This window comes from Henriciella sp., from assembly GCF_049649345.1.
GTDB lineage: Bacteria > Pseudomonadota > Alphaproteobacteria > Caulobacterales > Hyphomonadaceae > Henriciella.
The window spans coordinates 1-12,395 of record NZ_JBARZC010000572.1 but is presented as its reverse complement, the minus strand read 5'-3'; the positions used below and the strand labels follow the sequence as shown (position 1 = coordinate 12,395).

Below are 12,395 nucleotides of genomic sequence, written 5' to 3'. Positions count from 1 at the left end.
CCCGAAGACCCGGCCACCGGCAGCTGGCACTGCATGGTCGCCGCCATCATGGGCCCGCGCCTCAACCGCGCCTTCGAGTGCTATCAGGCTTATCCTGGCCGCGGCGCCAAGATCGGCGTCGAACTGGTCGGCGACCGGGTCAAGCTACGCGGCCATGCCGTGACGGTCATCGAAGGCAGTTTCTCTCTTTAGGACCCACCCTTTGTCGACATTGAGCAACGGTCTCTGGCTCTGTGCGTTGGTTCACGGAAGGCCCGAGGTTCATGCTCCTGAAATCGCGTTACATCCATTATTATGTCATCGCATCTTGCCTGGTCGCAGTCGCGATCGACCTCACAATGGCGACCATGATGAACCGCCAGAGCCTGCTCACTTCGACAATCAGCGATCTCGCTGCCGGCGATTTCGATATAGCGCAGGATATAGGGCTCATCCTGGTTGCACTCGGGATCGCGCTGACCGGGCTGGTCGTCTGGCGAACCGGCGACGATGGCTGGCCCACCATCACATCAGCAAGCCTTCTCGGCCTGGCAGGTCCGCTCATCGTGCTGATCTCGCTTTACGAAGCCTATTCGAAGTCGTCGCCCGCCGGGCCGCTCCTTCACTACTGGGTCGTGGGCGCCATCGGGTTGGCCATATCGGCGGCGATGGCCCTTCTCAGCTGGACCCGAAGCGAAGCCCACTGGGTGTTCAGATGGGGCACCGCGCTGGCTGCAATCATGTTCCTCGCAGCGGGGGCCGCCACCTTCGGCGTATCGAACGAGATCATCGGACTGGTCGAACGGTCTGCCGCCGTCGCGCTCGTTCTATGGCTTATCGGGTTTCACGCGGCGAGGCTCGCCAGCAAGGTTTAGAAAGGCCGGTCTCCGTCGACGGTTACCCGCCGCATATGGCGGCGATGGCCCTGATAGTCATTCAGCGCAAAGTGCCAGGTCGAGCGATTGTCCCAGAAAGCCACCGAGCCCGCTTCCCATCGGAACCGGCAGGTAAACTCCTCGCGCCGGCAATGCTCGAACAGGTAATTGAGCAGCGGCCGGCTTTCGCGCCGGGTCCAGCCCTGGAAGCGCATGGTGAAAGCCGGGTTCACATAGAGCGCCTTCCGGCCTGTCTCAGGGTGCGTGCGCACAACGGGATGCTCGAACTCCGGCGCATCGGGCGCAGCGGTGGTCTCCATACTCTTTCGCCCCAGCGCCGACTGGCCCTTCGGCCCATATTCGCCCTTGGCTGAGTGGATGGCGGTCAGCCCGCCCAGCGTCTCTTTCAGCCCGTCAGACAGCGTCTCATAGGCCATATGCTGATTGGCCCAGAGCGTGTCGCCGCCATAGGGCGGGACTTCCAGTGCGTGCAGGATCGATCCCAAGGCCGGCTCTTCGAGGAACGACATGTCAGTGTGCCAGCCGCCGCCAAAATTGGTCTTTTCGTCCGGCTCCTTGATGATCTCCATGATCTCAGGATGGTCCTTCATACCCTTCACATAGGGGTGGACATTCAGCGTGCCGAAGCGGCGGCCGAACGCCTTGTGCTTTTCAGGTGTCAGATTTTGCTGCTCGCGAAAGAAGATGACATGATGGTCGAGAAAAGCCTGATGGACGCTGTCAAACGCCTCATTGGAGAGATCATCGGCGAGATTTACGCCTGAAATTTCGGCGCCAAGCGCGCCCGATATGGGTTTTACCTCGATGGGCGTTGTCATTCCTGTCCTCCCGTCCGGTCTTCATGCCGGTTCGATTGGAGACACTAACCCAGCCGCAGCCACGCGCAAAGCTTAGCTGGACGGCGTTCTCCGCCGCATCCGCCTTTGAGAGAACCATACGCCCGAGAGGATCAGGATGAAGGCGAGGAGCGCATTCCAGCTTTGGGTCTCCCGGAAAAGAAAATAGCCGAGCACAGCCGACAGGATCGGGATGACATAGCCCGTCAGGGCGATGAAGGTCGCACTCGTCCGCGCGACAAGATACATCAGAATGATCCCCGCAAGACCTGTCGAAATTGCGCCCAGCCCAAGAACGGACCAGACGCCGGCTGCCGTCACATTGACCTCAGTCCAGTCGGTCCAAAACAGCATCGGCAGCGACGTGATCGAGGCGACCGTCAGGAAACCGACAGGCAGAACCGTTGCGGCCATGCGCGGGGCCTGACGCGCGATGATGCTGTTGACAGCGTAGCAGAACGCCCCGCCGACCACGAGCAGCTGAGCCACGAAATCGGCATTGCCGAGCCCCTCCACAGCATCTGGCCCGAGCAGCACCGCCACCCCTGCAAAGCCCACAAGCAGGCCCAACACCTTGAACCCTGTGAGTTGTTCGTCGTGGAATTTCAGGTGCGCCATGCCGGCCGTGAAGAGCGGCGCTGCCGAGATCAGCAGGGCCGCGAGCGAGGAATCGATTGTCTTCTGGCCGACCGTAATCAGGTAGAAGGGCGCCGCTGTCCCGATCGTGCCGATCCCGATCATGGCAAGCCAGGAGGCGCGGTCAGAGAAAGGCGGCAGACGCTCGCCCCGCACAAGCATGACCGCCCACAGGATCGCCGCGCCTGAGATGAGGCGCCCCGGAATGATCACGCTGGCCGGAAGGTCGCCCACCGCGATCTTCGTCATTGCAAAGGCACACGCCCAGCAGGCCGACAGGAGGAGAAACAGGCCCCAGTCAGCGGGTGATCGCGAAGTCGTCATGTCGGTGGAACGCTCCTTACAGGGCTGAGTGAAGCGATTTGCATTCTTCACTCAGGCGGGCAACCCCCCGCTCTCACGCGATTGTCACAAACAAGCCCCTATCAGCGGCGGCAATTATCTGTCATAGAGGCCGCGGGCCAGCCTTCCCCAACGAGGGCCAGCCTATCTGTAAGGATAGGAGTAAAACAGATGACGATTCCCGCTAAGCCGGACGTGCGCCCTGCATGCCCGCATTTTTCTTCCGGACCCACCGCAAAGCGCCCCGGATTTTCCCTCGATGAACTCAGCTCTGCAGCGCTTGGCCGGTCGCACCGGTCAGCTGATGCCAAAAAGAAGCTGAAAGAAGCGATCGAGCGCACCAAGACCATTCTTGGGCTGCCTGAGGGCTACCGTGTCGCGATTGTGCCCGCCTCCGATACAGGCGCCGTTGAGATGTGCATGTGGTCCATGCTCGGCGCGAAGCCTGTCGACGTGTTCGCTTGGGAGAGCTTCGGCCAGGACTGGGTGACCGACGCGACCAAGCAGCTGAAGCTCGATGACTGCAACACCTATGTCGGTGAGTATGGTGAGCTGCCGCCGTTCAAAAAGGCGCGCGATGATGCCGATATCATCTTCACCTGGAATGGCACGACCTCAGGCGTGCGCGTGCCGGGCGCCGACTGGATCAAGCCAAACCCGGACCGGATCGTGATCTGCGACGCGACCTCTGCCGCCTTCGCGCAGGATATCGAGTGGGAAAAGCTCGATGTGATTACCTATAGCTGGCAGAAGGTGCTCGGCGGCGAAGCGGCCCATGGCATGCTGATCCTGTCGCCCAATGCCGTGAAGCGGCTTGAGAGCTATACGCCCGACCGTGCGCTGCCGAAAATCTTCCGCATGACCAAGGGCGGCAAGCTCAATGAGGATCTGTTTGAAGGCTCGACCATCAATACGCCCTCCCTCTTGTGTACTGAGGACTATTTGAAGGCCCTCGACTGGTGCGAGAGCCTCGGCGGCTGGAAAGCGCTCAAGGCGCGCTCCGACGAAAGCCTCGGCATCCTGACCGATTGGGTTGCGAAGACCGACTGGGTCGAGTTCCTCTGCGCTGACGCAGATCTGCGCTCCAATACTGGCGTCACCTTCAAGATCATCGATCCGCGCTTTGCAGGCCTCGACGAGGCGGGCCAGCGCGCCTTCGTCAAATCCATGATGAAGCGGCTCGAAGCCGGAAACGCCTGCTATGATGCGGCTGGTTATGCCAAGGCCCCTCCGGGCCTGCGCATCTGGTGCGGCGGGACGGTCGAGCCCTCAGACGTCAAGACATTGACGGCTTGGCTCGACTGGGTGTTTGCCGCACAGGCCGCAGAGCTTCAGGACGCCTGATCAGACCTCTATGCCGATCATCCCCGCTGAGGCGGGGATCTCGTGCCCCAAGCCTTTCCCTCTATTTCCCGAGATCCCCGCCTTCGCGGGGATGATCGGGCGAAAACCCAGGAACACCCATGACCAAAGTTCTCATCGCTGACGATCTCAGCCCCGCCGCCGTCGATATCTTCAAGAATCGCGGCATCGAAACCGACATCAAGGTCGGCCTGTCGAAAGACGAGCTGATCGCGATCATCGACCAGTATGACGGCCTCGCCGTTCGCTCGGCCTGTAAGCCGGATGCAGACGTCATCGCCGCCGCGAAAAACCTCAAAGTCATCGGCCGCGCCGGTATCGGTGTCGACAATATCGACATCAAGGCCGCGACCGCCAAAGGCGTCGTCGTGATGAACACGCCGTTCGGCAACGCGGTTACGACCGCCGAGCACGCCATCGCCATGATGTTCTCAGCCGCCCGCCAGATCCCGGCGGCCGATGCGGGCACGCAGGCCGGCAAATGGCCGAAGAAGAGCTTCGTTGGCGTCGAGCTCTCCTACAAGACGCTCGGCCTGATCGGGTCCGGCAATATCGGCTCCCGCGTCGCTGAGCGCGCCAAGGGACTGCTCATGAAAGTGGTCGCCTATGACCCCTTCCTGACCGAAGAACGAGCCGTCGAGATCGGCGTCGAGAAAGTCGATCTCGACACGCTTCTCGCCCGCGCAGACGTCATCACGCTGCACACGCCGCTGACGGACCAGACCCGAAATATCCTGTCGCGCGAAGCGCTGGAAAAGACCAAGCCGGGTCTCATCCTCGTCAATTGCGCCCGCGGCGGCCTTGTCGATGAAGAGGCGACCAAAGACCTTCTGGAAAGTGGTCACATCTATGCTGCCGCCTTCGACGTCTTCGCCGAAGAACCCGCCAAGGAACACGCACTGTTCGGCACGAAGAATTTCGTGGCAACGCCGCACCTCGGGGCCTCCACCGTCGAAGCTCAGGAGAATGTCGCGCTACAGGTTGCCGAGCAGATGAGCGACTATCTCCTCTCAGGCGCCGTCACCAACGCGCTCAACATGCCATCGGTTACCGCCGACGAAGCCCCGCGCCTCAAACCCTTTATCGAGCTTGCCGAGAAGCTGGGCTCCTTTGCCGGTCAGGTTTCTGATCACGGCTTTGAAGAAGTCGTCATCGAATATGAGGGCGAGGTCGCAGAGCTTAATCGCAAGCCGATCACGGCCGCCGCGCTGGCCGGCCTGCTGCGGGCCTCACGCGGCGATGTGAACATGGTGTCTGCGCCTGCAATCCTGGCCGATGCAGGCGTCAAGCTGTCGGAAACCATAACGGAGGACAGCCCGGTCTATGACAGCCTGATGCGGATCAAGGTGAAAGTGCCGAAGACGGCCAATTCCGACGAGTCAGGCTGGAGATCGCTCGCCGGAACCGTCTCCGCTGGGCGCCCGCGCGTCGTCGAAGTGAAAGGCATGCCGCTCGAAGGCGATTTCTCGCCTGTGGCGCTCTACGTCAATAATATCGACAAGCCGGGCTTCATCGGTGCGCTTGGAGCCATGCTCGGCGAGGCCGGCGTAAACATCGCGACCTTCCATCTCGGCCACCAGGACGCAGGCGGCGAAGCGATCGCCCTGATCGGCATCGACAGCGAGCCACCGGCGGAAATGACCGCCAGGCTCGATGCCCTGCCGCATGTCCGCTACGCCAAGGTGCTTCACTTCTAGGCCTGCGCCTCATTCATAAGACTTATGCCCGTTCCGGGGACTTACTTCCGGAACGGGCCGCTCCACCTCTCCGTTGAAAAGACGAGACAAATAATGGAGCAACACATGACCAAACTCGCCGTCGTATATCATTCCGGCTATGGCCACACCGCCAAGGTCGCAGACCATGTCGCGAAGGGCGCAGGCTCGGTTGAGGGCGTCACCGTTGACGTGTTGAAAGCCGACAATCTTGCGTCTGCAGACGAAGGCCCATGGGACACACTTGCCGCCGCTGACGGCATCATTTTCGGCGCACCGACCTATATGGGCTCGGCCTCTGCTGGCTTTAAACAGTTTCAGGATGCGACCTCGAAAGTCTGGATGAACCAGGGCTGGCGCGACAAGATCGCGGCAGGCTTTACCAATTCCGGCTCGCTCGCGGGGGACAAGCTAAACACGTTGCAGCAATTTGCCATCCTTGCTGGCCAGCATGGGATGATCTGGGCCAATTACGGTGCCTTTCCCGGCTACAATACCAGCAAGAGCGACTATGAAACCGCCTGGAACCGCGCAGGCCATATGATTGGTCTGGGCACACAGGCGATGACCGACCTTCCAGCCGATCAGTCACCCGACAAGGCCGATCTCGAAACCGCCGAAGACTTCGGCAAGCGCATCGCAGAAATCACCGTTCGATGGGTTGCAGGAAAGGCATAGCTGGTCGTTTTCGGCGTACAAACGCATTCAATTTACTTGATTTTGGACCCGCCCGGTTCTTTCTGGGCGGGTTTTCAAGTGAGGTATTCCAATGAAACGCGTTTTCGCCATCGCCGCGCTCGCAACATCCGCAGCCGCTCTCGCCGCTCCCGCCAACGCCCAGCTTGTCGAAGAGGTGCGCCTTGGCGTGATGCAGCACAATATCTGCGTCATCGACTGCAAGAATGCTGACAAGGAAGACGGGCCGAACGTCGAAGGCGAGGTCGTGTTCGCGAGCCCGGACCTGTTTCGCTATATCCTCGCGCCGCGGCCTTACATCGTCGCGTCTTACAACACTGCAGGCAACACGAATTTCGGCGGCGTCGGCCTGCTCTGGAACTGGGATTTCGCCCAAGGCTGGTCACTTGAACCAAGCCTCGGATACGTCATCCATGACGGCTCGAATGAAAGCCCGTTCCCGCAAGGCGACCCACGCAGCGACGCATTTGCCCGAGACAATGTCTATTTTGGCTCCGATGACCTGTTCCGCACGGGCCTCGCGCTGAACAAGGATCTGGGACCAAACTGGGGCCTCCAGCTTCAGTACGAGCACCTTTCGCATGGCCAGATCCTCGGAAACGGCCGCAATCAGGGCATCGATAATGTTGGCGTGCGGGCCTATTGGCGCTTCGGCGAGTAGGCTTACCGCCAAGTCAGCCTTGCATTGATCGCAGATAAGGCGAATCCTTCCTGAAAATAGATATTCAGGGAGGTTCGCATGGCTCAGAAACATGCCATTATCATGGGCGCCGGTCTTGGTGGACTGACGGCGGCCATCAAGCTTCAGGAAGCCGGCCACACATTCGATCTGCTGGATCGCAACCCGAAAGTCGGCGGCACCTGGTATGAAAACACCTATCCAGGCTGCGCTTGTGACGTGCCGGTCGCGCTCTATCAGCTCTCCTTTGCACAAAGCATCAACTGGACGCGCGCCTTCCCGCAGGGCCCGGAAATCCAGGCCTATGCCGAAGAGATCACCGACCGCTATCAGCTTCGCCCCAACCTCCACCTTGATGACGCGGCCCGTTCGGCCGTCTGGGACGAGGACACGAAAAAGTGGACCGTCACGACCGAAAGCGGGAAGACCTATAAGGGCGATCTTCTTGTCGGCGCGCTTGGGCAGCTGAACCGCCCGAAATGGCCAGACATTGAGGGCCTCGACAGCTTCAAGGGCGCGAAGATGCATTCGGCCCGCTGGGATCATTCAGTTTCATGGGAGGGAAAACGCGTTGGCGTCATCGGGTCTGCGGCAAGCGCGGTCCAGCTCATCCCCGAAATCGCGAAGACCGCCGCCCAGCTTACCGTCTTCCAGCGCACGCCCAACTGGGTGATCCCGCGCCGCGACGTGCCGGTTACCGCCCAGGAGCAGGCGCTGATGTTCACAGAGCCCGAAACCGCCATGGAGCTCGGCGCGCGCAATCGCCAGCTCATCTATGACAATGCGGACCATTTCTTCTGGCAGGCCTTCAAATGGACCGAAGCCGGCCGCGAGGCCTACACCACGATCGCGACCAATCACCTGAACGAACAGGTGAAAGATCCGGACCTGCGCAAGAAGCTGACGCCGGATTATCCGGTCGGCTGCCGCCGCATCCTGATCGCCGATGATTATTTCCCCGCCCTGCAGCAGGACAATGTCGAGCTGGTCACAGCGGCTCCGAAATCGATCAATGAGACAGGCGTAACCACGCCAGATGGCAAGCATCGCGAGTTTGACATTCTCGTCTTTGCCACTGGCTTTGAAACCACGGGCTGGAACTGGTCCGTCGATGTTGTCGGCAAGACGGGCGAGCATCTAAATCATGTCTGGGCTGACCACCCGGAAGCCTATGCCGGCATCACCGTCTCCGATTTCCCGAACCTGTTCGTTCTTTATGGCCCGAACACCAATCTCGGCCACAACTCCATCACATTCATGCTGGAGCGCCAGGTCGAGTACATGGTCAAGGCGCTCGAGACGCTCGATCAAAATTCAGCTGCGGCCATGATGCCCAAGAAATCAGCGCAGGACCGCTGGAACAAGGAGCTCCAGGAGCAGCTCAAGGATACCGTCTGGGCCGATGACGCGTGCAATTCATGGTACAAGACCGAGGATGGCCGGATCACCCAGAACTGGTCGTCGCACACGCGCGACTACGCGAAGGCCGTCTCGGAGGTGAAGGCAGAGGATTACGAACTGGTCTGATTTTGCCAGCGCCCATTCAATTCGCCTCTTGAATTCGCGCCGCAAACCCTGTCAGTGGCGCACTGGATTTCAAGGAGCATGATGCATGGCAGGAGTCGTCGTCGTCGGCGCCCAGTGGGGTGATGAAGGCAAGGGCAAGATCGTCGACTGGCTGTCGAGCCGGGCCGACACCGTGGTCCGCTTCCAGGGTGGTCACAATGCTGGCCACACCCTCGTCATCGGCAACAAAACCTTCAAGCTGAACCTGCTGCCTTCGGGCGTGGTGCGCGGCGGCAAGCTGTCGGTCATTGGCAATGGTGTCGTCGTCGATCCATGGCAGCTTCTCTCTGAAATCGACGGCATGGCAAAGGAAGGCGTCAGCCTTGGGCCAGACGACCTCGTTTTGGCCGACAATGCCTGCCTGATCCTGCCCTGGCACAAGGATATCGATGCGGCCCGCGAAGCTGCGCTCGGCGATTCCAAGATCGGCACCACCAAGCGCGGTATCGGACCAGCCTATGAGGACCGTGTCGGCAGGCGCGCCATTCGCGTCGCTGACCTCGCCGATCCAGCCGCGCTCGATCTCAAGCTTGAACGTCTGCTGGCCCATCACCGCCCACTGCGCAACGGCCTCGACCTGCCGGAGCCGGATGGCGAGGCGCTGAAGGCGGAGCTGCTTGAGATCGCTCCGAAAGTGCTGCCCTTCGCCAAGCCGGTCTGGAAACTGCTCGATGAGCAGGTCAAACTCGACCGGCGCATCCTGTTTGAAGGCGCGCAGGGCGTCATGCTCGATGTCGACCACGGCACCTACCCCTTCGTGACCTCATCGAATGTGGTTGCCGGAAGTGCAGCGGCGGGCGCAGGCGTCGGCCCCGGCGCAATCTCCTATGTGCTCGGCCTTGCCAAGGCCTATACAACGCGCGTTGGCTCAGGGCCGTTTCCGACAGAACAGGACAATGAGATTGGCGAGCGCCTTGGCACCGTCGGCCATGAGTTCGGCACTGTGACAGGCCGGGCGCGCCGGTGCGGCTGGTTTGACAGTGTCATGGTGCGCCAGGCCTGCGCGACATCCGGCGTGACAGGCCTCGCCCTGACCAAACTCGACGTGCTCGACGGGCTTGAAGAGATCAAGGTGTGCGTTGGCTACAGGCTGAACGGCGAAGTGATCGACTATTTCCCGGCCGGCCTGACCGATCAGGCAGCTGTCGAGCCGATTTACGAGACGATCCCCGGTTGGAGCGATTCCACCAAGGGCGCCCGGTCATGGGCAGATCTTCCCGCCGAAGCGGTCAAATATGTTCGCCGCCTCGAAGAGCTCGTCGGCAAGCCCTGCGCGCTTGTATCGACCTCACCCGAGCGCGAGGACGTGATCCTGATGCGCGACCCGTTCGAGCGGGGCTAGTCGAACACGCCGCCAATGGCATCGGCGATAATTCCGCTGGAGATGCTGATGAGGTACGCCTCGTCTTCCACGCGGACCCAGCGAAGGCCCTCCGGCGCACGGCGCAGGTCATACCGCTCCCAGTCCGCGATCCTGGCGTCGCGATATCTGACCGGAAGCATCTCGCCGCGGTGCCAGATTTTCTTGGTCTGGCCCGGCGGAACCTTGCTATGCTTACCCAATCCTGGCGGGAGTGTCTCGCCGCGCGCAGGAGACGGCGGATCGGCATGAATCATACCCGACAATGCTATGGCAGCCACGGCAGTCAGGATGATTTTCAGCACGATCAGGGCTCCTTGATTGGTCTGGTTCAAACGCCCCGGTGCATCCCATCGTTCCGCGCATGCTGCAGGCGCGGCAGCTGGTTCAGCTCTGCGCGAACAGGGATGCGAGGGCAATCGCGCCCGCTGTCGCCACATTGATGCTATCAAAGCCATCGCGCATCGGAATGCGCACAGGCTGGCATCGCGCGATGATGTCAGCTGGAAGCCCTGGCCCCTCCGCCCCCAGCAGGATCACTGTTTTCCGAGGGCGCTTCATCTCAGCCAGTGCAGGCGCAGAAGCGTCCGGTGTCATGGCCCAAATCTCAAAGCCTGCCTGTTGGAGGGACGTGACATGATCGCCGCCCGTTCCGCCGTGATGGAAGGGCAGCCAGAGGGCCGCGCCGGCCGATACGCGGATGGATTTGCGGTAGAGCGGATCGCAGCTGCGCTCATCGAGAACCACGCCATCTGCTCCAAAGGCGGCGGCATTCCTCAAGGCTGCGCCGACATTGTCGTGATTTGAGATATCGTTGAGGACGAGCAGCGTCTCGCTCCCGGCCATGATATCGCCCAGCTCCAGCGGCTCACCCTTTCGCGCGCAGGCGACCACACCGCGGTGGATCGCAAAGCCCGCAACCTCGTCCATGAGGGGTTGGGGCGCGACATAGACCGGCACGTCGGCCGGCAGCAGCGCAAGTGTATCGGCGAGCGGCTCGACCCGGCTTTCGCCAATAAACACGCTCTCGACCTCGAAGCGGGATCGGTGCGCCAGAATACCGAGCGTCACCCTGCCCTCGACAATAAACCGCCCGTCAGGCCGCCCCGTCAGGTCCCGCTCGCGGATCGAGACATAGGGCGCAAGGCGCGGATCGCTGGCGTCATTGATCGTCAGAAGAGCCATGCAGTCTTATTCCCCGATCCTTCCTTTCAGGCTAGGATTCTGCAACAGTCCGCGCGAGGACATTGGGTGGGACCAGACAGATGACTCATATCGGCTCGCGGATCGCGGTTACGGCCTTTTTCGCGCTGCTCTATCTCGGTTTCGTCGTCGAGACCGGCACTCTTATATATGAGTTCGCGCCGGAGCATCTTGCCATCCCGATCGCGACCATGTTCGCGCACAATTTTCTGTTCTTCCCGATCGCAGGTCTTCTGGCGCTAATCGCTTTCTGGCGGCCAGCCGTGCTGCTCGTCGATGCGCTTGGCACCGGAAAACTGAAGCATGGCTGGCTGACCCTCCTCCTTGTCATCGGCGTGATTGGCGGTTTGGCCTACCTGCTCTCGAATGCCTTCGCCGCATCGAATACACGTTCGCTGTTTGAAATTGCGCCGCAGGCCATCGCCGCCGACGAAAGCCGAGAGTCCGACGATCCTGCCGCGCGGCGGGCGTCTGTCGGCGAAGCGCTGCTGCAGCTGCGCATCATGGCCGATATCGACGGCGGCCTGCAGCAATTCCAGTCGCGCTGCGAGCCGGACTGGCTTCGCTACGGCGTGACAGCCGATCAGGAAAAACACTGCTTCGCGACCGGCTCGCAGACAAGTATCGAGGCCTGTTGCAGGGCGCGTACGGAATTTCGCGATCACGTGAATACGCTGCAGGCGAAGGCCCCTTCCCTCCTGTCCCGGGTTCACCGCGTGGTGCTGCCCATAAAGATGGTCTTCCTGTTGACCCTGCTCTTCATCGGCATCCTGCTTGTCTGGCTGAGAAAACCGCTGACCCAGCTCTATGGCAAGGCCGTCCAGCAAGTCTCCTTCCCGCTTGCCGCAGGCGGCGCGCTCGTCCTGCTTTGGCCGCTGATGAATGCCGCCTATCTGTCGACCTCGGCGCTGCTGACCGGCGACGGGCTGTCGAATGCCTACAGGGTGACCGCCCCGCTCTTCGCCCTCGGCTTCGGCGTCTGGGCGATGCTGCTCATCTTCTTCCACCTGCGCACCTACCCCAGCCATATCGAGACCGCGCTCAAATCAGCGGGCGCGATCGCGGCGGCAATCGGTGTGTTTCGCTATGAAGAAATTGTCGCCTATCTGACGCGGACGCTCGGGG

General features: G+C 61.2%; 12 protein-coding genes and 1 pseudogene. 9 read left to right on the top strand and 4 right to left on the bottom strand.

What is annotated here, in order from left to right:
• Nucleotides 1-192: pseudogene (locus tag WA989_RS15905) on the top strand (PhzF family phenazine biosynthesis protein); the annotation flags it as partial.
• A gap of 71 nt (nucleotides 193-263) precedes the next feature.
• Complete coding sequence (locus WA989_RS15900; RefSeq protein ID WP_424341459.1) at nucleotides 264-854, top strand: DUF998 domain-containing protein; 591 nt, start codon at nucleotides 264-266, stop codon at nucleotides 852-854.
• On the opposite strand, the gene WA989_RS15895 is transcribed toward WA989_RS15900, so the two are convergent.
• Entirely contained in the window at nucleotides 851-1,693 is an 843-nt protein-coding gene (locus WA989_RS15895) for a TauD/TfdA dioxygenase family protein (RefSeq protein ID WP_424341458.1), read from the bottom strand. The two genes, WA989_RS15900 and WA989_RS15895, sit on opposite strands and share 4 nt — an antisense overlap.
• A 72-nt stretch (nucleotides 1,694-1,765) precedes the next feature.
• Nucleotides 1,766-2,671, bottom strand: coding sequence for a DMT family transporter (locus WA989_RS15890; RefSeq protein WP_424341457.1), 906 nt, complete (start codon nucleotides 2,669-2,671; stop codon nucleotides 1,766-1,768).
• Between the two features lie 189 nt (nucleotides 2,672-2,860).
• On the opposite strand from WA989_RS15890, the gene WA989_RS15885 reads away from it, so the two are divergent.
• The 6 genes from WA989_RS15885 (at nucleotide 2,861) to WA989_RS15860 (ending at nucleotide 10,049) form a co-directional block, all read left to right on the top strand.
• The gene (locus WA989_RS15885; RefSeq protein WP_424341456.1) at nucleotides 2,861-4,033 is read left to right on the top strand and encodes a phosphoserine transaminase; all 1,173 of its coding nucleotides are present in this window, start codon (nucleotides 2,861-2,863) and stop codon (nucleotides 4,031-4,033) included.
• A 119-nt stretch (nucleotides 4,034-4,152) separates the two neighbouring features.
• A complete protein-coding gene (gene serA, locus WA989_RS15880; protein WP_424341455.1) occupies nucleotides 4,153-5,748 on the top strand; it encodes a phosphoglycerate dehydrogenase in 1,596 nt (531 codons plus the stop codon).
• A 105-nt stretch (nucleotides 5,749-5,853) separates the two neighbouring features.
• Complete coding sequence (locus WA989_RS15875; RefSeq protein WP_424341454.1) at nucleotides 5,854-6,444, top strand: flavodoxin family protein; 591 nt, start codon at nucleotides 5,854-5,856, stop codon at nucleotides 6,442-6,444.
• Nucleotides 6,445-6,535: 91 nt separating this feature from the next.
• Nucleotides 6,536-7,123 (top strand): hypothetical protein, encoded by a 588-nt coding sequence (locus WA989_RS15870; RefSeq protein ID WP_424341453.1) that lies wholly within the window; start codon nucleotides 6,536-6,538, stop codon nucleotides 7,121-7,123.
• Nucleotides 7,124-7,201: 78 nt separating this feature from the next.
• A complete protein-coding gene (locus WA989_RS15865; protein WP_424341452.1) occupies nucleotides 7,202-8,668 on the top strand; it encodes a flavin-containing monooxygenase in 1,467 nt (488 codons plus the stop codon).
• Between the two features lie 85 nt (nucleotides 8,669-8,753).
• Nucleotides 8,754-10,049, top strand: a complete 1,296-nt coding sequence (locus tag WA989_RS15860) for an adenylosuccinate synthase (RefSeq protein ID WP_424341451.1) — start codon at nucleotides 8,754-8,756, stop codon at nucleotides 10,047-10,049.
• Here WA989_RS15860 and WA989_RS15855 read toward each other — a convergent pair.
• Both WA989_RS15855 and WA989_RS15850 read right to left on the bottom strand, forming a co-directional pair.
• The gene (locus WA989_RS15855) at nucleotides 10,046-10,372 is read right to left on the bottom strand and encodes an RcnB family protein (protein ID WP_424341450.1); all 327 of its coding nucleotides are present in this window, start codon (nucleotides 10,370-10,372) and stop codon (nucleotides 10,046-10,048) included. The two genes, WA989_RS15860 and WA989_RS15855, sit on opposite strands and share 4 nt — an antisense overlap.
• An 82-nt stretch (nucleotides 10,373-10,454) precedes the next feature.
• Complete coding sequence (locus tag WA989_RS15850; protein ID WP_424341449.1) at nucleotides 10,455-11,252, bottom strand: TrmH family RNA methyltransferase; 798 nt, start codon at nucleotides 11,250-11,252, stop codon at nucleotides 10,455-10,457.
• An 80-nt stretch (nucleotides 11,253-11,332) separates the two neighbouring features.
• Between WA989_RS15850 and WA989_RS15845 the strand changes: the two genes are divergently transcribed.
• The coding region (locus tag WA989_RS15845) for a hypothetical protein (protein WP_424341448.1) at nucleotides 11,333-12,395 on the top strand (1,063 nt) is incomplete at its 3' end.